The following is a 20,402-nucleotide window of genomic DNA, read 5'->3' on the forward strand; positions in this document are numbered from 1 at the left end:
TGGGCGGCCGTGCTGGCCCGATCACCGTCAGCTGTGCGTCACCCCTCCCAACGCGGGATGTGGCGCGCGGCCGCCGGGGCAGCGCTGGCCCTGACGTCGACGTTCTGCAGTGCGGCACAACGCCGGCCTCGGCAGCCAAAACGGACCCAAGATCAAACGCATCCAGCACCAATCCAGCGTCCGCATTCCGGACATAAAACAAAGACGCCCACGTCGCACGACCTGACCTGCGAAGTCTTTCTGACTCAACGTCAGTTCATCCTGCAGAAATTCAGCGGAACACAGTGAACACCACCCACGAGCCAACCAGCCCAACGCCCCTGACCTGCGAATTCTTCGGTCCGAGAAGCGGCCGACCGGCACTAAACGTTGAAGCGGAACTCCACCACGTGCGCTGACACTCTCTGCCTTCCAAAGGCGCGTGCGCCCGGCGCTCCCCATTCAGAAGCACCGCTGACCACATCACGAGCGCTGCGCCGTGGCTGACCGGGACTTACCCCTCTTCCGGGTCCCCGGGGGGCTCGAGCCTGCGGCCAAGACCATCCGCCAGGGCCCATACACCTCCTGAGTCCACCACCCAGAGCCTCCCCCGTTCCATCCGCTCCAGAACTCACCGCCGCACCATGCCCCGAACGCTCGCTCCGCTGCGACGGGCACGATCAGCGAGCAAGCCCTCTCGCTTCCCCCCTCCGACCGGAGGTCACGCAGAGGAGACCGGCAGCACGTCCGGCGACAGCGTCCCCGCCCTCGACGCAGCACTCGTCATCCGTCGGCGGTGATGGCGTCGACACAGCACCTCGTACCCCACCTCAGCCGCCGACCGGGCAACATCCCCCACCACGACCTGCTCGCCCTCGATGACCATCTCCCCGCCCACGGTACGGGCGTTGTGAGTCGCCCGCGCACCACACCAGCACATCGCCTCGACCTGCAGAGTCTCGACACGGTCGGCGAGCTCGATCAGGCGCTGGGAGCCGGGAAAGAGCTTGGTGCGGAAGTCAGTGGTGATACCGAAGGCGAAGACGTCCAGGTTCAGGTCGTCCACGATCCGGGCCAGCTGGTCGATCTGCTCCGAGAGCAGGAACTGGGCCTCGTCGACGATCACGTAGTCGACCTTGCCGCCCCGCGACAACTGCTCCACCACGTACCCGTACAACTCCAGACCCGGCCCCGCCTCCACCGCGTCGGTCACCAGCCCCAGACGCGACGAGAGCTTGCCCTCCCCGGCACGGTCATCACGTGTGAAGATCAACCCCTGCAGCCCTCGCGTCGTTCGATTATGTTCGATTTGAAGCGCCAAAGTACTCTTCCCGCAGTCCATCGTTCCCGAGAAAAACACCAATTCGGACATCAGGACCGCGGGACCTTCCGGATCGAACGAAGACGACACACACCGCCAAGCCGGACAACAACAGCAACAGACGACACAAACCCGCCCACAACACCAGCAACACATGGCGAATGCCCCAGCAAATCGGTGCTCTTGCCGCAGTCCATCGTGCCGCTGAAGAACACCAGCTCGGGCATGGAGTTGTCGGGCCTTTCTTCGGGCTTCAGGCTTCAGGCGGGCTCGGGGGCGCGACTCATACGGTCAGGTGCTGCGTACTTCGAGGAGCGGGACGAGCTGTTCGACGGCCGTCATCGAGCCGTGCAGGCCGACCATGGACGACTCGTGCGGCTCGCTCTCCAGGGCGACGATCGCGACGTCGTCGCAGGCCGCGGCCACGACATCGCCGATCCGCCCGTAGACGCGCTCGTCCACCCCGGCCCCGGGCGGGCCGAACCAGCCCGCCTCGATCGCCTCGTCACGGGTCGCCACCCACATCCGGTCGCCCAGCACCTCGCTCCAGACCGCGGCCACGTCGCCGGCGGCGCCCGGCACCGCGTAGACGTGCCTCGCGCGCCCCTCGCCGCCCAGCACCGCGACTCCGGCGCGCAGTTCCCAGTCCTCGTCGAAGTCGATCCGGGATTCCGGGTCGAAGGGAATGTCGATCATGCCGTGGTCGGCGGTGACATAGAGGACCGAGCGGGGCGGCAGCTGCTCGGCGAGGCGCTGCGCGAGCCGGTCGACGTACGCGAGCTGGCCGCGCCAGGCGTCGGAGTCCACGCCGAAACGGTGCCCCTTGCCGTCCACTTCGCTGTAGTAGGTGTAGACGAGCGAGCGGTCCGCTGCGGCCAGCTGCTCGGCCGCGAAGTCCATCCGCTCCTCGCCGGAGAGCCTGCCGAGGAAGCTGCCGCCGCTCAGCGCGATCTTCGTCAGCGGGGTGTGCTGGAAGTCGGGCGAGGTGACCTGGCAGGTGTGGATCCCGGCGGCTTCGGCGAGTTGGAAGACGGTGGGATACGGCTGCCAGACGTGCGGGTCCGTCCAGGGCTTCCAGCGCAGCTGGTTCATCAGGGCGCCGGTGTCCGGGTCCAGGACGGTGTAGCCGGGCAGACCGTGCGCGCCGGGCGGGCGGCCGGTGCCCACGGAGGCGAGGGACGTCGCGGTGGTGGACGGGAAGCCGGCGGTTATCGGCACGCCGGTGCCGCCGCGCGAGCTCGCCAGCAGGCCGGTGAGGAACGGCGCTTCGCCGGGATGGGCCTTCAGCAGCTCCCAGCCGAGCCCGTCGACCAGGAAGACGCAGACGCGGTCGGCCGGCTCGAGACCGAGCCCCGCGGACAGACCCGGCACGCCCTGTCCGGCGACCACGGTCGGCAGCAGATCGGCGAGCGAGCCCGTGCCGTACTCGGGCGCGGGTGCGCTGCGCGGGTCGAGGGCGGCGGGCTCGTGCCGGCCGGAGCCTTCGGTGGCGGCCTGGACCATCTCAACGGCCGGACACGGAGGCCGCGGTGGCCTCGGACAGCGCCTGTGCGAAGGCCAGCGTCTGCCGGACCGAGTCGGGGCCGTCGCCTGCCTCGCTGACCCGGAGGCTGAGATCGTCGGCGGTGGAGGAGCCGGTGTAGCCGTGGTCGGCCTCGCAGTTGGGGTCACCGCAGGCGGCGGGCTCGAGGTCGATGCGGCTGACCGCGCCCCAGCCGATGGTGAGGACGACCTCGCGGGGCAGGTTGCCGGGGGTGTACGACTCGGGGTTGGCGACGACCCGGCTGACCACCACCGAGGAGATCCGGTCGAGCTTGACGGACTCGGTGGAGGTGGTGGCGTACGGCGAGGGGGACGTGCCGTCGGCGGCCTGCTCGTCGGTATGGCTGACGATGAAGCGGGTGCCGGTGAGGACGAGGACGGTGACGTGGCGGCGGACCTCGTTGGCGTCGAAGGTCGTCTCCTGGTGGACCAGGTAGGACGCCACCGGCTCACCGCCCACGGCGGCCTCCACCGCCTCGGCCACGAGGGCCGGGTAGTAGCCGCTGCGCTCGATCGCCGCGCGCAGCCCTTGGGTCGTCGTACCGGTCTTCGCCATGCGGCCCATCCTAAGGGGCCGCGGGCCCCCCTAGCCTCCCCCGCCGTGGCCTGTGCCCGCGTGGGGCCCCGGGCGCGGGGCACAGCACCCGGCAGCGGCTGGGAGAGTTCGGCACCGCCGGACCGCACCGTCCCCGCCTCTCGCCGCCCCGGCGGCAAGTTCTTTCCGCGGCAGCGGCGAGAGGTCGGCGCTGCCGAACCGGCCCCCAAGCCTCCCCCCGCCGTGGCCCGGGCCCGCGTGGGGCCCCGGGCGCGGGGCACAGCACCCGGCAGCGGCTGGGAGAGTTCGGCACCGCCCGACGGCACCGTCCCCGCCTCTCGCCGCCCCGGCGGCAAGTTCTTTCCGCGGCAGCGGCGAGAGGTCGGCGCTGCCGAACCGGCCCCGGCCACACCTGCCGCGCTCCCCCTGGCGGGCGTCCGCGACGGGCCAGCGGTGGGAAGAGCGCGCCGCAAGGGCGCTTCGCTCAGTACGCCGGGAGGCGGCGGGGGCCCAGGTCCGCGGGGGCCGGGCGGGGGGCCAGGCTGACCGATGCGCCGAGGACCGTCAGTCCCTGCGGCGCGACCACCACCGGCTCCAGCTCGACCCGGACGACCTCCGGATGGTCGTCGACGAGCCGCGAGACGCGCAGCAGCAGCTCCTCCAGTGCGGCCGTGTCGACGGGCTGGGAGCCGCGCCAGCCGAAGAGCAGGGGCGCGGTCCCGATGGACCGGATCAGCTCGGCGGCGTCACGGTCGGTGACGGGGACCAGCCGGTGGGCGGTGTCGCCGAGCAGCTCCGAGGGGGCGCCCGCGAGCCCGAAGGAGAGCACGGCTCCGGCGGCCGGGTCGATGGCGGCCCGTACGACGGTGTCCACGCCGCGCGGCGCCATGGCCTGAACGACCGGCCGCAGCTCGTCTGCCTTGCCGAGGTGGTCGGTGAACTCCTGGTGGGCGCGGCGCAGCTCGGCCTCGGTGGTCAGGTCGAGCCGGACACCGCCCAGGTCGGCGCGGTGCCGCAGGTGGGGCGCGGTGGTCTTGAGGGCGACCGGGTAGCCGAGCCGGGCGGCGGCCGCGGCCGCGGCGTCCGGGTCGGGGGCGGGGAGCGTGGGCCGTACGGCGATGCCGTAGCGGGCGAGCAGGCGCGCCGCGTCGTCCGGGGCCAGCGGGCTGCTGCGGGGCACCGGGCCGCTGCCGGGCTCGCTCGGGGCCCGCGTGTCGCCGTCCCCCGCGACCCCGAGCAGCGCGTCGATGTCCGCCCCTGCCGCCGCCTCCTCAATGTCCTCGTACTCCGGCACCCGCCCCGGCTCGGCTGCCTGCCGACGCCACTGCGCGTACCGCACGGCCTCGGCGAGGGCCCGCACCGCGCGCTCGGCGGCGGGGTAGGTGGGGATCCCGGGGGCGCCGAGAGCCTCGGCGAGGCCCTCGATCTCGAGGTGGACCACGGCCACCGGCTTGGCCGCCCCGCCGTCCGCGACCGCCTGCCGCAGGGCCGCGGCGAGGGCCCGTCCCTCCGCCAGGCGGTCGGCCTCCGTGGCGGCGTCCTCGCCGGCCCAAGCGGCGTCCTCGCCGACCCAGGGGATCGCGTTGACGACGACCGCGTCGCAGATGTCGTCGGCCAGGGCGGCGGCCACCGCCGTGCGGTAGTCGTCGGGGGTGGCGGCGGTCGTGAGGTCGCGCGGCCGGAGCGGGCGGAGGCGCTCGGTCAGGCACGCGTCGTACGTCAGCAGCCCGAGGGACTCGGAGTTGCCGAGGATCGCGACGCGCGGCCCCGCGGGCAGCGGCTGCCCGGCGAGCAGCAGCCCGGCGTCGGCGAGCTCGGTGACGGTGCCGACGCGGATGACGCCGGCCTGCCGGAGCAGGGCGGAGACGGTGGCGTCGGGGATACGGGTGGTGGGCACGGTGTGGCCGGTCGGCGCGCTGCCCGTGTGCCGGGCGCCCTTGACGACCACGACGGGCTTGACAGCGGCGGTGCGCCGGGCGAGCCGGGTGAACTTCCGCGGGTTGCCGATGGATTCGAGGTACATCAGGACGACGTCGGTGTCCGGGTCGTCGTGCCAGTACTGCAGGAAGTCGTTGCCGGACACGTCCGCCCGGTTGCCCGCGGAGACGAACGTGGAGAGACCGATCTGCCCGGCGCCGCGCCGGTACAGCCCGGAGAGCAGCGCGATGCCGATGGCGCCGGACTGCGTGAACAGGCCGAGCCGGCCGGCCCGGGGCAGCTCGGGCGAGAGGGAGGCGTTCAGCCGTACGGCCTCGGCCGTGTTGAGGAGACCGAAGGCGTTGGGCCCGATGATCCGCATGCCGTACGAGCGGGCCTGCCGGACGAGTTCGCGCTGCCGCTCGCGCCCCGCGGGCCCGCTCTCCGCGTAGCCGGAGGAGACCACGACCAGGCCTTGCACGCCGTGCTCTCCGCAGTCGGCGACGACCGCGGGCACATGCTCGGCCGGTACGGCCACGACGGCCAGATCCACCTGCTCGCCGATGTCGTGGACGAAGCGGTGGGCCTGGACGCCCGGGCCCGGGAGGTCGGGTGCGCCGAGCACCGCCCCGCCTTCGGGGAAGGCGTGGTTGACGGCGTGCACCCGCCCGGTGAAGCCACCGGCGAGCAGGTTGCGCAGCACGGTGCGGCCGACGCCGCCGGGCCTGCGGCTGGTGCCGATGACGGCGACGGAGCGCGGGGCGAGGAGCCGCTGCACGGAGCGGGCCTCGGCGCGCTGCTCCCGGCCCCGCTGGACGGCGAGGGACCGGTCGGTCGGCTCGAGGTCGAACTCCAGGCGCACCACGCCGTCCTCGAAGCTGCGCTGCTGGGTGTACCCGGCGTCCGTGAACACCTTGATCATCTTGTTGTTGGCGGGCAGCACCTCGGCGGCGAAGCGGCGGATGCCGCGCTCGCGGGCGACGGCTGCGATGTGCTCGAGGAGGGCGGAGGCCACGCCGCGGCCCTGGTGGGCGTCTTGGACCAGGAAGGCGACCTCGGCCTCGTCGGCGATATCGGGAGAGGTCGCGAAGCGTCCGTTGAGGGTGGCGGTGGGCGACGGGCCGGAGGTGGCGGGCCGTCCGTCGGCGTCGATCCGGTCGTAGCGCACGGTCGCGATGAAGTCCCCGCCGACGGTGGCCGCGAGGCCGACCCGGTCGACGTAGTCGTGGTGGGTGAACCGGTGCACATCGCGGTCGGAGAGCCGAGGGTACGGTGCGAAGAAGCGGTAATACTTCGACTCGTCCGAGACCTGCTCGTAGAAGCGCACCAGGCGCTGCGCATCGTCCGGAGTGATCGGCCGGATCTGCGCCGTGCCGCCGTCACGCAGCACGACGTCGGCCTCCCAGTGGGCCGGGTAGGCGTGTTCCGGCGTCGTCTGCATGGGGACAAGCGTACGGGCGCAGGGCGGAGCGGAGCACTCCGTGAGCCGTGAGAGACTGGACGGAACTACTGGTCTAGACAACGTCGGGAAACCTGACACGACCCGAAGGGCAGCACCATGGTTGAGCGCCGCGTCACCGTCGGCTGGAACGAGGGCCTGCACGCCCGGCCTGCTTCGATCTTCGTCCGCGCGGCGACCGCCGCAGGCGTCCCCGTGACGATCGCCAAGCCCGACGGCAACCCGGTCAACGCCGCCTCCATGCTCGCCGTGCTCGGCCTGGGCGCCCAGGGTGGCGAGGAGATCGTTCTCGCGTCGGACGCCGATGGCGCCGACATCGCTCTGGACCGTCTGGCCAAGCTGGTCGCCGAGGGTCTCGAAGAGCTTCCGGAGACTGTCTGAACCGTCCGGACCCGACTCGGCGGAATACGCAAACGAGCCGCGGTGGACCTTTATGGCCACCGCGGCTCCGTCGTTCGGAAGTCGCTTTTCTTTTCCGCGCGGAATTCGCCCCTCGTTGTATACGGCAGCTCTGTTAATTCTGCGCGCTCAATCTGTTTACGGAGTGTTTCGAAGTTCTCACATGGCCCGGGCGGCGCAGCCGGTAGCCCGCGAGGGAGCGCTCGGTGTGCACGGTCATCAGGGCACGCGCGCGGTCGGCGTCGCCCCGGGCCACCGCGTCGGCTATGGCCGCGTGTTCCTCCCAGGAGTCGGCGGCCCTGACCGGCGCGTCCGACGCGTACACCCAGGTGATCTTGCGGCGGACCTGGGTGAGCAGGGCGGCGAGGCTGGGGCTGCCCGAGGCCTGGGCAAGGGTCTCGTGGAACCAGCCGCCCAGCGACCGCAGATCCGCCAAGTGCCCGCGGCGGGCGCGCTCCTGACCCAGCCGCACGAGCCCGCGCAACACCTTGAGGTGCGCTTCGGTACGGCGCTGTGCGGCGCGCGCGGCGCCCAGCGGCTCCAGCAGGGCACGGATGTCGAGGAGGTCGGCCGCCTCCTGCTCCGACGGCTCGGCGACGCAGGCTCCGGCATGCCTGCGGGTGGTCACGAAGCCCTCGGACTCCAGGGTGCGCAGGGCCTCGCGGACCGGGACGCGGGAGACGCCGTACCGGCGGGCCAGGACCTCCTCGGTCAGTCTGCTGCCGGGGGGATGCACGCCGGAGACGATGTCGTCCCGGATCGCCTGGCACACCGCGTGCGCGGGAATGCGGCCCGTGGCCACCGCATCGCCGTTCACATCCGACCCCGCATAGCCGGTCCTCCGCTTTAATCCCCGTGAAACATGCTCGATCACTGCTTGTTCAGGGACTCTATTGCAATGCGGTGGAATTTCCGACGGGCGGGGCCGGAACATGGATATCTTTTGGCCAGAGCGGCTGTGAAACAGGCCACGAAACGGGTCAGATACGCACTCCGTGCGAGCGGAGATAGGCCGCGGGGTCCATGTCGGAGCCGTAGTCGGCGGACGTACGGGCCTCGAAGTGCAGGTGCGGACCCGAGGTGTTGCCCGTGCTGCCCGACAGGGCGATCCGCTGCCCCGGGGTGACGCTCTGGCCGACGGAGACGCGGATCGCCGACAGGTGGCCGTACTGCGTGTACGTGCCGTCCTTCATCCTGATCACGACGTTGTAGCCGTACGCGCCGGCCCAGCCCGCCTCGACGACGGTGCCCGCGCCCACCGCGCGTACCGAGGTTCCGGCCGCGGCGTGGAAGTCCACGCCGGTGTGGGCCCCGGAGGACCAGGCGCCGCCCGCCGCCCCGTACGCGGTGGAGATGTAGCTGCCCTCGACCGGCAGCACGAAGGCGTTCAGCCGCTTGCGCTCGGCCTCGCGCGCCGCGCGCTCCTTTCTGGCCTTGGCCTCCGCCGCCCGCTTCTTGGCCTCGGCCTCGGCCCTGGCCCGCGCGGCGGCCTCGTCGGCCGCGGTCCGCTGGGCCTGCGCCTGGGCGCTGATCGTCTCGGCGAGCGAGTCGCCCATGACGATCGCCTGGCGCAGCCCGGTCTGTTCGGCCTCGGGCGGCTGAGCGGGCGCGGCGAGCGCGGAGCCCGAGGCGAGGGAGGCCACGACGCCAGTGGTGGCGAGGGTGGCTATGCCTGCGATGTTCGCGCCCGAGCGGACGAGACGGCTCGGACGGCGGTGCTTCCCGGTGGCACGGGTGAACGACGCCATGCGGCGGCGGTGCTCCTTTCCTTCCTTCTCGCCTACCGGGTTAGCTGACGGGTTCGGAGCAGGAAGGTCTCCTACGGGCCCCTCCGCCAGGAGGCGCCCGATTCACCCCAGGGACTCACAGTTTGGGTCCCCGGCTCCCCTGGCTCGCGCCGTACGGGGACTCGGCGATGACTGCCCGGAGCCGCGGGTGCGGCGCGTGGTCGGCCGGACAGCCGGACCGACGCTAAACGGGACATCTTTCAATCGCCAAAGAAATCAGGGCGTTTGTAGCCGACACCACACAACAAACGGCCGACTCATCAACAAACCGGGCATACGGAAGTACCCCGGAGCAACGGACGCTCCGGGGTACTTCGTCACTCCCGCGAGAGGGCCTGACGCACCGTCAGCCAGTGACGACCTTCACCTCGCCGATGCCCAGGGCCCGTACGGGCTCCTCGATGGCGGACGCGTCGCCGACGAGGATGGTGACCAGGCGGTCGGACGGGAAGGCGCTGACGACCGCCGCGGTCGCCTCCACGGTGCCGGTGTCGGCGAGCCGCGCGTACAACTGCCCCTGGTAGTCGTCCGGAAGATGCTGCTCCACCTGGTCGGCGAGGGTGCCCGCGACCGCCGCCGACGTCTCGTACTTGAGCGGGGCGACGCCGACGAGGTTCTGCACGGCGGTGTCCCGCTCCGCGTCCGTCAGGCCCTCGGCCGCCAGCGTGCGGAGGACCTTCCAGGCGTCCTCGAGCGCCGGGCCCGTGGAGGCGGTGTCCACCGAGCCGCTGATGGCGAGCAGGGACGCGCCCGTGCCGTCCGGGGCCGAGCGCAGCACCTGGCCGAAGGCCCGCACGCCGTAGGTGTAGCCCTTCTCCTCCCGCAGCACCCGGTCGAGCCGGGAGGTGAGGGTGCCGCCGAGGCAGTAGATGCCGAGCACCTGGGCGGGCCAGACCCTGTCGTGGCGGTCCGAGCCGATACGGCCGATCAGCAGCTGGGTCTGGACGGCTCCGGGACGGTCGACGATCACCACGCGGCCGGTGTCTTCCGCGGTCACCGGCGGTACGGGCCGGGGCGCGGCCGTGGTGCCGGTCCAGGCGCCCAGGGTGTCGCCGAGGACCGCGGCGAGGTCGATGCCCGTCAGGTCGCCGACGACCACCGCGGTGGCGGTGGCGGGCCGGACGTGCGCCTCGTAGAAGGCCCGTACGGCGGCGGCGTCGATGCGCTCGACGGTCTCCTCGGTGCCCTGCCGGGGCCGGGACATCCGGGAGGTGGCCGGGAACAGCTCCTTGGAAAGCTCCTTGGCGGCGCGGCGGGCCGGGTTGGCCTGCTCGTGCGGGATCTCGTCGAGGCGGTTGCGGACCAGCCGCTCGACCTCGCTGTCCGGGAACGCGGGGGCGCGCAGGGCGTCGGCGAGCAGGCCGAGCGCCTTGGACAGCCGGGAGGCCGGGACCTCCAGGGAGACGCGGACGCCGGGGTGGTCGGCGTGCGCGTCGAGGGTGGCGCCGCAGCGCTCCAGCTCCGCTGCGAAGTCCTCCGCGGTGTGCTTGTCGGTGCCCTCCGACAGCGCCCGCGCCATGATCGTGGCCACGCCGTCCAGGCCCGCGGGCTCGGCGTCGAGCGGCGCGGCCAGGTTCACTTCGACGGCGACGACCTGCTGGCCGGGGCGGTGGCAGTGCAGCACGGTCAGGCCGTTGGCGAGAGTGCCGCGCTCGGGGGCCGGGAAGGCCCAGGGCTTGGCGATCCCGCCCTGCGGCTGCGGGTGGAAGGTCATGGTGGGGCCGGCGTCGCTCACTGGGCCGCCTCCTGTCCTGCGTTGTCGTCGGCCTGGCTGTCTGCGGGTGCTGTCGGCTCGTAGACGAGGACCGCGCGGTTGTCGGGGCGCAGCCGGGCGGCGGCCACGGCCTTGACCTCGTCTGCGGTGATGGCCAGGAGCCGGTCGACGGCGGTCAGCGCCAGCTGGGGGTCGCCGAACAGCACCGCGTAACGGCAGAGCTGGTCGGCGCGGCCGCCGACGGTGGCGAGCTGGTCCAGCCACTCCCGCTCCAGCTGCGCCTGGGCGCGCTCCATCTCCTCCGGCGTCGGGCCCTTCTCCGCGAACCGGGCCAGCTCCTCGTCGACGGCGGCCTCGATGTCCGGGACCTCGACGCCGCCGGAGGTCTTCACGTCCAGCCAGCCGAGCGAGGGGGCGCCGGCCAGCCGCAGCAGGCCGAAGCCGGCGGCCACGGCCGTACGGTCGCGGCGCACCAGGCGGTTGTGGAGCCGGGAGGACTCGCCGCCGCCGAGGACGGTGAGCGCCAGGTCGGCGGCGTCGGCCTCACGGGTGCCGTCGTGCGGGAGGCGGTAGGCGGCCATCAGGGCGCGGGCCGGGACCTCCTCCTCGACGACCTCGCGCAGCTGCCGGCCGATGACGTCCGGGAGCGAGCCGTCGCGCGGCGCCGGCTTGCCGTCGTGGGCCGGGATGGTGCCGAAGTACTTCTCGATCCAGGCGAGCGTCTGCTCCGGGTCGATGTCGCCGACCACCGACAGCACGGCGTTGTTCGGCGCGTAGTAGGTGCGGAAGAAGTTCCGCGCGTCCTCAAGGGAGGCGGCGTCCAGGTCGGCCATGGAGCCGATCGGGGTGTGGTGGTACGGGTGGCCCTCGGGGTAGGCCATGGCCACCAGCTTCTCGAACGCGGTGCCATAGGGCACGTTGTCGTAGCGCTGGCGGCGCTCGTTCTTCACGACGTCCCGCTGGTTCTCCAGGCCGTCCTCGTCGAGCGAGGCCAGCAGGCTGCCCATGCGGTCGGCCTCCAGCCAGAGTGCGAGCTCGAGCTGGTGGGCGGGCATGGTCTCGAAGTAGTTGGTGCGCTCGAAGCTGGTGGTGCCGTTCAGGGAGCCGCCTGCGCCCTGGACCAGCTCGAAGTGGCCGTTGCCCTTCACCTGGGCGGAGCCCTGGAACATCAGGTGCTCGAAGAGGTGGGCCAGGCCGGTGCGGCCCTTGACCTCGTGGCGGGAGCCGACGTCGTACCAGAGGCAGACCGCGGCGACCGGGGTCAGGTGGTCCTCGGAGAGCACCACGCGCAGACCGTTGTCCAGGCGGTGCTCGGTCGCTTTCAGGCCGCCGGAACCGGCCTGTTGCGTGGCCGTGTGACCCATGGGCATGTACGTCCCTTCGATCGCGGGATGGCAGAGGTCGTAAAGAGTCCTGCCACTGTATGCAAGCGTGCTGCCACCTGGCGAAGTTCCCGTACCGTACGGGGGTCATACGGGTAGGTGGAACGCGCTGTCGGTGGGTGGGTCCACAATGGTCGGCGTCAGAACCTCCCTCCTGCTGCCGCCTCCGGCGCGCGGGAGGGGCCCGGAACACACCGCTGAAGGCAGTTTCTAAGGAGCAGCAGCCGCGATGGCCCGCCGCAGTACGAAGACCCCGCCGCCGGACGAGTTCGAGGAGCGCATCCTCGACATCGACGTCGTCGACGAGATGCAGGGTTCCTTCCTCGAGTACGCCTACTCGGTCATCTACTCGCGCGCCCTCCCCGACGCCCGCGACGGCATGAAGCCGGTGCACCGCCGCATCGTGTACCAGATGAACGAGATGGGCCTGCGCCCCGACCGGGGCTATGTGAAGTGCGCCCGCGTCGTCGGCGAGGTGATGGGCAAGCTGCACCCGCACGGCGACGCGTCGATCTACGACGCGCTGGTGCGCATGGCGCAGCCCTTCTCGATGCGGCTGCCGCTGGTGGACGGGCACGGCAACTTCGGCTCGCTGGGCAACGACGACCCGCCGGCCGCGATGCGGTACACCGAGTGCCGGATGGCCTCCGCCACGTCCCTGATGACGGAGTCCATCGACGAGGACACCGTCGACTTCGTCCCCAACTACGACGGCCAGGAGCGGGAGCCGCTCGCGCTCCCCGCCGCCTATCCGAACCTGCTGGTCAACGGCTCCTCCGGGATCGCCGTCGGCATGGCGACCAACATGCCGCCGCACAACCTCAGCGAGGTGATCGCCGCCGCCCGGCACCTGATCAAGCACCCGAACGCGGACCTCGAGACCCTGATGCGGCACGTGCCGGGACCCGACCTGCCGACCGGCGGCAAGATCGTGGGGCTGAGCGGGGTCCGGGACGCGTACGAGACGGGGCGCGGCTCGTTCCGGATCCGCGCGACCGTGGCGGTGGAGAATGTCACGGCCCGCCGCAAGGGCCTGGTGGTCACCGAGCTGCCGTTCACGGTCGGCCCGGAGAAGGTGATCTCCAAGATCAAGGACCTGGTCAACGCGAAGAAGTTGCAGGGCATCGCGGACGTCAAGGACCTCACCGACCGGGCCCACGGCCTGCGCCTGGTGATCGAGATCAAGAACGGTTTCGTCCCGGAGGCCGTGCTGGAGCAGCTCTACAAGCTGACGCCGATGGAGGAGTCGTTCGGCATCAACAACGTCGCGCTGGTGGACGGCCAGCCGCTGACGCTGGGCCTGAAGGAGATGCTCGAGGTCTATCTGGACCACCGCTTCACCGTGGTCAGGCGGCGCAGCGAGTTCCGGCGCGGCAAGCGCCGCGACCGGCTGCACCTGGTCGAGGGCCTGCTGGTCGCGCTGATCGACATCGACGAGGTCATCCGGATCATCCGGTCGAGCGAGAACTCGGCGGAGGCGAAGGAGCGCCTGATGGACCGCTTCTCGCTGAGCGATATCCAGACGCAGTACATCCTGGACACCCCGCTGCGCCGGCTGACCAAGTTCGACCGGCTGGAGCTGGAGTCGGAGCGCGACCGTCTCGGCGTGGAGATCGAGGAGCTGACCCGGATCCTGGAGTCGGACGCGGAGCTGCGCAAGGTGGTCTCCGGCGAACTGGCCCAGGTGGCGAAGAAGTTCGGCACCCCGCGGCGTACGGTCCTGCTGGAGTCGGCGGGCATCCAGGTCGCGGCGGTGCCGCTGCAGGTCGCGGACGACCCGTGCCGGGTGCTGATGTCCTCCACCGGGCTGCTGGCCCGTACGGCGAACGGCGAACCGCTCGGCCCGGACGACGCGAAGCGCTCCAAGCACGATGTGATCGTCTCGGCGGTCCCGGCGACGACCCGCGGCGAGGTGGGCGCGGTGACCTCTGAGGGGCGGCTGCTGCGGCTCTCGGTGATCGATCTGCCGGTGCTGCCCGAGACCGCGACGGCTCCGAACCTGGCGGGCGGCGCTCCCATCGCGGAGTTCCTCACCCTGGAGCCGGACGAGGCGGTGGTGTGCCTGACCACCCTGGACGAGTCCTCGCCCGGCCTCGCGCTCGGCACCGAGCAGGGCGTCGTCAAGCGCGTGGTGCCCGACTACCCGTCCAACAAGGACGAGTTGGAGGTCATCTCGCTCAAGGAGGGCGACCGGGTCGTCGGCGGTGTCGAGCTGCGGACCGGCGAGGAGGACCTGGTCTTCATCACCGACGACGCGCAGTTGCTGCGCTACCCGGCGGGGGCGGTCCGGCCGCAGGGCCGTCCGGCGGGCGGCATGGCGGGCGTCAAGCTCACGGCCGGGGCGAAGGTGGTCTTCTTCGGGGCGGTGGACCCGGCGGCGGACGCCGCGGTGTTCACGATCGCCGGAGCGCTGGACACCCTCGACGGCAGCTCGCAGGGCACGGCCAAGCTGACCCCGTTCGACCAGTACCCGCGCAAGGGGCGGGCGACGGGCGGCGTGCGCTGCCAGCGGTTCCTCAAGGGCGAGGACTGCCTGGTGCTGGCCTGGGCGGGCGCCGTTCCGGCTCGTGCGGCGACGACGAACGGCACTCCGGCGGAGCTGCCGGAGCCGGACCCGCGGCGCGACGGCTCGGGCGTGCCGCTGGCGAAGGCGGTGGCGGTGGTGGCGGGGCCGGTGTAGCCGGTACGCGGGCGTGGCCGGACCCGGGGTGTGCGAGGTCGGCCCGGCCGGTACGGGGGCGTGGCCGCGCTGGAGTGACCGGGTACGCGGGCGTGGCCCGGCCGGTGCGCCCCGTCCGCGCGCCCGGTTCGGTTATGCCTGCGCGTAGCGCAGGACGCCCCACATGCTCTCGGGACCGGCCTTCTGCGGGCCGGTCCCGGCGCATGCCGCGAGCCCCCGCCGCAGGGCGCCGGCGTCGATGCCGGCGCCGATCAGCACCAGCCGGGTGGAGCGCTTCTCTCCGCGCGCCCACGGCGACGGGTAGAAGCGCAGGAAGTCGCCGACCGCGTGCAGGGCGAACTTCTGCCGGTGCCCGGCCACCGCGAAGTGGACGAAGCCCTTGATGCGGTAGAGGCCCTCCGGCCGGGCGTCGAGGAACTCCATGAGGCGGCGCGGGTCCACGGGATCGTCGGAGGTGAAGGCCACGCTCTCGTAGGCGGCGTGGAGATGGTGGGCGTGGTCGTGCTGATGGCCGTGATCGTGACCGCTGCCGTGGCCGTGGCCGTGCTTCTGGTCGTGCTTCTGGCCGTGCTCTTCGCCGGCGCACAGCTCGTCGAACGAGAGCTGGCGGACGGCCGGTTCCCGGTCCGCCCCCTCCCGCCGGTCGAAGAGCAGCTCCGGGTCCACCCGGCCGTAGGAGGCGTGCACCACGGGCCTTCCGGGGCTGAGCCGCGCGAGCTCTTCGAGGAGCGCCGAGCGGGCCTCCTCCGCCACGCGGTCGGTCTTGTTCAGCACCACCAGATCGGCGACCCCCAAGTGCCGGTCGAGCTCCGGGTGCCTGGCCCGGGTGTCCGGGAACTCCGCCGCGTCGACGACCTCGACCAGTCCGCCGTAGACGATCCGCTGGTTCGTGGTGGAGAGGATCAGCCTGATCATCTCCTCCGGCTCCGCCAGGCCGCTCGCCTCGATGACGATCACGTCGATACGGGCCGCGGGGCGGGTGAGCCGGTCCAGCATCTCGTCCATGTCGCTGGTGTCGACGGCACAGCAGAGGCAGCCGTTGCCCAGCGAGATCATCGAGTCGACCTGTCCGGCGACGGTCATGGCGTCGATCTCGATGCTGCCGAAGTCGTTGACGATCGCGCCGATGCGGCTGCCTCTGCTGTTGCGGAGGAGATGGTTGAGCAGGGTGGTCTTGCCCGATCCCAGGAAGCCCGCGAGGACGATGACGGGGATCTGCTTCTTGGCCACGCCCAGATCGTAGTCAGGCCGCGGGAACGGCCGGGCGGCCGGGCGGACGGGCGAGATGCGGCTCGGCACCCGCACGCCGTCTCGCCACCGGTCGACCCCGGCACCAGCCCTGTCGCAGGCGGCCCGGACCCCCGTCCCGGGCCACCTCATCCGTAGCTGCCGCGGTCACTCCCCCGCCCGTCACGCCACGGCTACCCGCACGCCGTGGGGTGACGGCTAAGCGGCCGGGTCCGGCTCCGCCGGAGGCGGGCCCACATAGCGGGCCGCAGGCCGGATAATCTTGCTGTCCTCGGCCTGCTCCAGGATGTTCGCACTCCAGCCCACCACCCGGGCGGCGGCGAAGGTCGGCGTGAACATCTCCCGCGGGATCCCGCAGAGTTCCATCACCACCCCCGCGTAGAACTCCACGTTGGTGTGCAGCTCCCGGCCCGGCTTGAGCTCCGCGAGGATCGCCTCGACCCGCCCCTCGACCTGGACGGCGAACTCCACCAGCGGGCCGCCGAACTCCTCGGCAATGCCGCGGAGCATCCGCGAACGCGGGTCCTCCGTGCGGTAGACGGCGTGCCCGAAGCCCATGATCCGCTCCCCGGCGAGGACCCGCTCCCGGACCCAGAGGTCGATCCGCTCCGGCGTCCCGATGGCGTCGAGCGTGTCCAGGGCGCGGCTCGGTGCGCCCCCGTGCAGCGGCCCCGACAGGGCACCGACCGCCCCCACGAGGCATGCGGCCAGATCGGCTCCGGTCGAGGCGATGACCCGGGCGGTGAACGTCGAGGCGTTGAAGCCGTGGTCGACGGTGGAGATCAGGTAGTGCTCGATCGCACGCGCCCGGGCCGGGCCCGGCTCCGAACCCGTGAGCATGTAGAGGTAGTTGGCCGCGTACGGAAGGTCGTCCCGGGGCGCGACCGGCTCCTCGCCACGGCCGAGCCGGTACAGCGCGGTGAGCAGGGTCGGGACGGCGGCGCAGGCGGCTAGGGCGTCCTCGCCGCGCCGCTCGGCCCCGGTGTCGTAGAGCGGCCGGAAACCGGCCGACGCCCCGAGCAGTGACAGCGCGGTGCGCAGGCCCGCGAGCGGGCCGGAAGCGGAGCCGGCACGGGCGATGGCGGGCAGGGCGGCGGACACGTCAGCGGGCAGGTGTCGCAGAGCGGCGGTCCGGGCGGTGAAGGCGGCGCGCTCGACCGGGTCCGGGAGCGCGCCGTGGAACATGAGGTGCCAGACGTCCTCGAAAGTACGGGTCCCTGCCAGCTCGACAGCAGAGTACTGGCGGTAGTGGTAGAAGCCCTCGCTCCCCCGTACGTCCCCGAGCGCGGTGTCCGTGACGACGACTCCCGTGAGCCCCCGGGGCACGGCAGTCGGCGGGATGGTCTGCATGGTGTCCTCCAGAAGTGTTGATTCGACTGTCCATGCTTGATTCAATGTGCGTCAAGATTGATTCAATCAATATGAGTGGGCGGAGCCATGACGGACGAGGGCGAAGGAGCACAGCGGCAGGGACGACGGCTGACCACACGCGAGGCCGCGGACCGGCTGGGCGTGAAGCCGGAGACGGTCTACGCGTACGTGAGCCGCGGGCTGCTGACCAGCCGCCGCACGTCCGGGGGCCGCGGCAGCACGTTCGACCCGAAGGAGGTCGAGGCGCTCGCCCGGCACGGCCGCCGCGACCAGCCCGCCCCGGGCGCCGACGCCGTGTCGACGGGGGGCGCCCCGGCCATCGGCACCGGCATCACCCTCATCGGCCGGGACCGCTTCTACTACCGGGGCGTCGACGCCACCGAGCTCACCCGGCGGTACGGCTACGAAGAGGTCGCCGAGTGGCTGTGGACCGGCACGATGACGCCCGGCATCCGGTTCTCCGCGCCCGAGGAGGCCCTCGCGGCCGCCCGCCGGGCCGTCGCCGCCCTGCCCCCGCACAGCGGCCCGACGGACCGGCTGCGGGTGGCTGCCGTCGCCGCCGCGGCCGCCGACCCGCTCCGCTTCGACCTGTCGGAGACGACCGTCCTGGCCACCGCCCGCAGCCTGATCCCGACGCTGGTCGGCGCCCTCCCCCTCGCCGGGCGCGCACCGGGCCCGCGCACGGAGCTGGCACAGCGGCTGTGGCCCCGGCTGACGGACACTCCCGACACCAAGGCGTCCGTACGGGCCCTGAACGGGGCTCTGGTGCTGCTCATCGACCACGATCTGGCGGCGTCCACGCTCGCCGCGCGCGTGGCCGCGTCGGCGCGCGCCCACCCGTACGCCGTGGTCTCCGCGGGCCTCGGCGCGCTCGAAGGACCGCTGCACGGCGCCGCCAGCGGTCTAGCGCACCGGATGCTGGCCGAGGCTCTGGAGCGGGGCAGCGCGGCCGCGGTCGTCGCCGACCACCTGCGAGCCGGGCGCCGGGTGCCGGGGCTCGGGCACCGGCTCTATCCGGGCGAAGACCCGCGCGCACAGGCGCTGTTCACGCTGCTCGAGGAGATGCCGCGGGCCGCCCGCGCGCTGGAGGCGGCCCGCGAGGTGGAGGCGACGACGGCCCGCCACGTCCCGCTGCACGCCAACGTCGACCTGGCGCTCGCCGTGCTGACGGTGTCCACGGGCATGCCGCCCGAGGCGGGCGAGACGGTCTTCGCCGTGGCCCGTACGGCGGGCTGGATCGCCCATGCGCTGGAGGAGTACGCGGAGCGGCCACTGAGAATGCGCCCCAGCGGCCGCTACCGCGGGCCCCGCCCGCCCCAGCCGTTGCCGTAACGGGCGGTGCCGCCCGGCTCCCGGCCCCTTCCGGACCGGGCCCGGTAAGCCTCCGCGCGCTGGGGAGCGGCATCGCCATCTCCAACCAGCAGTCCCGTCCGATCAGCAGTCCTGCCCGATCCTTGTGCCGTCGTTCACCGCTGCCCCGGCCTCGACAGAGGTGAGCCGGCAGCGTGGTGCCTGGCGGCCGCGGTGGTGTACGGCGGGCCCGGCGAGCGGCCCGGGCCGGGCGACCGCGCAGGCGAGACGGCGGCCGGGCGTACGGCGTCGGGTGCGCAGCCAGGCCGACATGTCCTGCGGAAGCCGCTCAACCTCCAGCAGGACGCTTGTGCCCGGGAGTCCGGCGGGCTCCCCGGCGAGCTCGACGACGCGGACGAGTCCGTGCGTACGCGAGCTCGCCGGCCGGGCGCGGCGGATACCCAGCGCCGGGTCGTCGGGCACGCCGTGCGCCTCGGTCGCGGAGTCGAAGCCGGTGCCGTCGCAGCCGAAGCAGGTGGTCGTACAGGTCATGTCGTGGCTGCACAGCATCCAGGTCGCAGCCGCGCCAACGCGCGCGTGCGCGGCGAGGCTGGTGTCGATGGAGGCGCGCAGCGAGGTTAGGCTCACCTCTGTGAGTACCTGCGCCACCGCATCGCGGAAGCTGGCCGAGCCTCTCGCGGGCACCTCGGCCACCGCCCGCACGTGGCTGCTGGTCGAACAGCCCGGCCCCTGGGGCGCCAAGGCCCTCACCTCCAGCCACCTCGACCCGGCGGTCGGGCGCGCCCTGGAGCGGGCGGCCGAAGGGACCGGCGTACGGGTCGCGCTCATCCGGCGGCCCGGCCGCCACGCCGACTGCCACACCCCCTCCCGGCGCCGGGTCTACGCCGCGCACACCCTGCCCGGCCGGTCCTGGATCCGTACGGCCGAACTGACCGGCCCCGAGCCGCTGCTCGGCCTCGACTTCGCGGCCCTGGGCGCGGGCGAGCCCGGCGGCCTGGAATCCCCGTGGGAGGCGTACGAGGGCGATCCGCTCGTCCTCGTCTGCACCAACGGCAAACGCGACCGCTGCTGCGCGCTGCTGGGCCGGACACTCGCGGCCGAACTGGCGGCCTCGGGCGCGGGCGGCGTCTGGGAGGTCACGCACATCGGCGGCCACCGGTTCGCCCCCACCCTTTTCGTGCTCCCGCACGGCTACGCGTACGGCCGGGCCACCGCCCACGCGGCCAAGGACGTCCTGGAGGCGGCGCGCGCGGGCCGTGTCGTCACGGCGGACGCACGCGGCCGCTCGGCCTGGGAGCGGCCGGGACAGGCGGCCGACCTGGCCGTGAGGAAACTCACCGGCGAGGACCGGGCAGGCGCCCTCGACATCGTGAACATGGCCGTCCGGACCGATGGCCCGGGCCCCGCTCCGGCCTGGACCGTGACCGTCGCCCACGCGGACGGCCGGATCTGGCACGTCGACATCGCGCAGGGAACGGCCGAGCCGCCGCGTCCGGAGAGCTGCGGCTCAGCACTCGGCTCCCCCGCCCGGATGGACGTCCTGGCCGTCCGCGAGGCGGCCCCCGCCGCGTAGGCCATGGGCCCATGTGGTCGCCCGCGCCTCGTAAGCCCCGCCTCCTGGGCGACGCGACCGGCAGCGCGCATTGCGACGCGCCCCTGTTCTGCGCTTTTCGCTCGCGCTACAACAACAGCCACGGACCAGGCCGCGGACAGCGCTCACCCCGGCCGCCCCCTTACCCTTCGTTCACATGGCCGAA

Annotated in this window: 15 protein-coding genes and 1 riboswitch; of the genes, 4 read left to right on the forward strand and 11 right to left on the reverse strand. The window is 72.6% G+C overall.

Going from position 1 to position 20,402, the window contains the following annotated elements; genetic code table 11:
- Positions 1-700 precede the first annotated feature (700 nt).
- The 4 genes from ACTWQC_RS11415 to ACTWQC_RS11430 all read right to left on the reverse strand — a co-directional run bounded on the left by ACTWQC_RS11415 (position 701) and on the right by ACTWQC_RS11430 (position 6,735).
- On the reverse strand, positions 701-1,351 hold the full coding sequence (locus ACTWQC_RS11415; RefSeq protein ID WP_443315498.1) for a thymidine kinase: 651 nt from the start codon (positions 1,349-1,351) through the stop codon (positions 701-703).
- Positions 1,352-1,591: 240 nt separating this feature from the next.
- The gene (locus tag ACTWQC_RS11420) at positions 1,592-2,803 is read right to left on the reverse strand and encodes an alkaline phosphatase family protein (protein ID WP_443315499.1); all 1,212 of its coding nucleotides are present in this window, start codon (positions 2,801-2,803) and stop codon (positions 1,592-1,594) included.
- 1 nt (position 2,804) lies between these two features.
- On the reverse strand, positions 2,805-3,398 hold the full coding sequence (locus tag ACTWQC_RS11425) for a DUF5998 family protein (protein WP_443315500.1): 594 nt from the start codon (positions 3,396-3,398) through the stop codon (positions 2,805-2,807).
- Between the two features lie 463 nt (positions 3,399-3,861).
- Positions 3,862-6,735, reverse strand: coding sequence for a bifunctional acetate--CoA ligase family protein/GNAT family N-acetyltransferase (locus ACTWQC_RS11430; RefSeq protein WP_443315501.1), 2,874 nt, complete (start codon positions 6,733-6,735; stop codon positions 3,862-3,864).
- A gap of 117 nt (positions 6,736-6,852) precedes the next feature.
- Between ACTWQC_RS11430 and ACTWQC_RS11435 the strand changes: the two genes are divergently transcribed.
- Complete coding sequence (locus tag ACTWQC_RS11435; protein WP_443315502.1) at positions 6,853-7,134, forward strand: HPr family phosphocarrier protein; 282 nt, start codon at positions 6,853-6,855, stop codon at positions 7,132-7,134.
- 133 nt (positions 7,135-7,267) lie between these two features.
- Here the strand turns inward: ACTWQC_RS11435 and ACTWQC_RS11440 are convergent, their stop codons facing one another.
- From ACTWQC_RS11440 to ACTWQC_RS11455, 4 genes are all read right to left on the reverse strand, one after another.
- Positions 7,268-7,969, reverse strand: coding sequence for a GntR family transcriptional regulator (locus tag ACTWQC_RS11440; protein WP_443315503.1), 702 nt, complete (start codon positions 7,967-7,969; stop codon positions 7,268-7,270).
- Between the two features lie 163 nt (positions 7,970-8,132).
- Entirely contained in the window at positions 8,133-8,900 is a 768-nt protein-coding gene (locus ACTWQC_RS11445) for a M23 family metallopeptidase (RefSeq protein ID WP_443315504.1), read from the reverse strand.
- Between the two features lie 15 nt (positions 8,901-8,915).
- A riboswitch (cyclic di-AMP (ydaO/yuaA leader) is annotated at positions 8,916-9,077 on the reverse strand.
- A gap of 208 nt (positions 9,078-9,285) precedes the next feature.
- Positions 9,286-10,653 carry a M16 family metallopeptidase gene (locus tag ACTWQC_RS11450; RefSeq protein WP_443315600.1) on the reverse strand — a complete coding sequence of 456 codons (1,368 nt, stop codon included), beginning with the start codon at positions 10,651-10,653 and terminating at the stop codon, positions 9,286-9,288.
- A 17-nt stretch (positions 10,654-10,670) separates the two neighbouring features.
- Positions 10,671-12,023, reverse strand: a complete 1,353-nt coding sequence (locus ACTWQC_RS11455; protein ID WP_443315505.1) for a M16 family metallopeptidase — start codon at positions 12,021-12,023, stop codon at positions 10,671-10,673.
- A gap of 241 nt (positions 12,024-12,264) precedes the next feature.
- Between ACTWQC_RS11455 and ACTWQC_RS11460 the strand changes: the two genes are divergently transcribed.
- Positions 12,265-14,715: a DNA gyrase/topoisomerase IV subunit A gene (locus ACTWQC_RS11460; RefSeq protein ID WP_443315506.1), complete on the forward strand. Its 2,451-nt coding sequence runs from the start codon at positions 12,265-12,267 to the stop codon at positions 14,713-14,715.
- A gap of 132 nt (positions 14,716-14,847) precedes the next feature.
- Here the strand turns inward: ACTWQC_RS11460 and ACTWQC_RS11465 are convergent, their stop codons facing one another.
- Together ACTWQC_RS11465 and ACTWQC_RS11470 are read right to left on the reverse strand one after the other, a co-directional pair.
- Positions 14,848-15,945: a CobW family GTP-binding protein gene (locus ACTWQC_RS11465; protein WP_443315507.1), complete on the reverse strand. Its 1,098-nt coding sequence runs from the start codon at positions 15,943-15,945 to the stop codon at positions 14,848-14,850.
- A 216-nt stretch (positions 15,946-16,161) separates the two neighbouring features.
- On the reverse strand, positions 16,162-17,313 hold the full coding sequence (locus ACTWQC_RS11470; protein ID WP_443315508.1) for a citrate synthase/methylcitrate synthase: 1,152 nt from the start codon (positions 17,311-17,313) through the stop codon (positions 16,162-16,164).
- Between the two features lie 87 nt (positions 17,314-17,400).
- Here ACTWQC_RS11470 and ACTWQC_RS11475 point away from each other — a divergent pair, with 87 nt between their 5' ends.
- On the forward strand, positions 17,401-18,666 hold the full coding sequence (locus tag ACTWQC_RS11475) for a citrate/2-methylcitrate synthase (protein ID WP_443315509.1): 1,266 nt from the start codon (positions 17,401-17,403) through the stop codon (positions 18,664-18,666).
- Between the two features lie 102 nt (positions 18,667-18,768).
- Here the strand turns inward: ACTWQC_RS11475 and ACTWQC_RS11480 are convergent, their stop codons facing one another.
- A complete protein-coding gene (locus ACTWQC_RS11480; protein ID WP_443315510.1) occupies positions 18,769-19,272 on the reverse strand; it encodes a hypothetical protein in 504 nt (167 codons plus the stop codon).
- A 4-nt stretch (positions 19,273-19,276) separates the two neighbouring features.
- Here ACTWQC_RS11480 and ACTWQC_RS11485 point away from each other — a divergent pair, with 4 nt between their 5' ends.
- Complete coding sequence (locus tag ACTWQC_RS11485; protein WP_443315511.1) at positions 19,277-20,218, forward strand: sucrase ferredoxin; 942 nt, start codon at positions 19,277-19,279, stop codon at positions 20,216-20,218.
- Positions 20,219-20,402 lie beyond the last annotated feature (184 nt).

Origin of the sequence: Streptomyces sp. 8N616 (genome assembly GCF_052246385.1) — a bacterium.
In the GTDB taxonomy this organism is placed as follows: domain Bacteria; phylum Actinomycetota; class Actinomycetes; order Streptomycetales; family Streptomycetaceae; genus Streptomyces.

What these genes read in the sequence shown, in the direction of transcription:
- ACTWQC_RS11445 (WP_443315504.1), bottom strand. Translation starts at nt 8,900, where the DNA reads ATGGCGTCGTTCACCCGTGCCACCGGGAAGCACCGCCGTCCGAGCCGT.
- ACTWQC_RS11420 (WP_443315499.1), bottom strand. Translation starts at nt 2,803, where the DNA reads ATGGTCCAGGCCGCCACCGAAGGCTCCGGCCGGCACGAGCCCGCCGCC.
- ACTWQC_RS11455 (WP_443315505.1), bottom strand. Translation starts at nt 12,023, where the DNA reads ATGCCCATGGGTCACACGGCCACGCAACAGGCCGGTTCCGGCGGCCTG.
- ACTWQC_RS11460 (WP_443315506.1), top strand. Translation starts at nt 12,265, where the DNA reads ATGGCCCGCCGCAGTACGAAGACCCCGCCGCCGGACGAGTTCGAGGAG.
- ACTWQC_RS11415 (WP_443315498.1), bottom strand. Translation starts at nt 1,351, where the DNA reads ATGTCCGAATTGGTGTTTTTCTCGGGAACGATGGACTGCGGGAAGAGT.
- ACTWQC_RS11450 (WP_443315600.1), bottom strand. Translation starts at nt 10,653, where the DNA reads ATGACCTTCCACCCGCAGCCGCAGGGCGGGATCGCCAAGCCCTGGGCC.
- ACTWQC_RS11425 (WP_443315500.1), bottom strand. Translation starts at nt 3,398, where the DNA reads ATGGCGAAGACCGGTACGACGACCCAAGGGCTGCGCGCGGCGATCGAG.
- ACTWQC_RS11475 (WP_443315509.1), top strand. Translation starts at nt 17,401, where the DNA reads ATGACGGACGAGGGCGAAGGAGCACAGCGGCAGGGACGACGGCTGACC.
- ACTWQC_RS11470 (WP_443315508.1), bottom strand. Translation starts at nt 17,313, where the DNA reads ATGCAGACCATCCCGCCGACTGCCGTGCCCCGGGGGCTCACGGGAGTC.
- ACTWQC_RS11430 (WP_443315501.1), bottom strand. Translation starts at nt 6,735, where the DNA reads ATGCAGACGACGCCGGAACACGCCTACCCGGCCCACTGGGAGGCCGAC.
- ACTWQC_RS11435 (WP_443315502.1), top strand. Translation starts at nt 6,853, where the DNA reads ATGGTTGAGCGCCGCGTCACCGTCGGCTGGAACGAGGGCCTGCACGCC.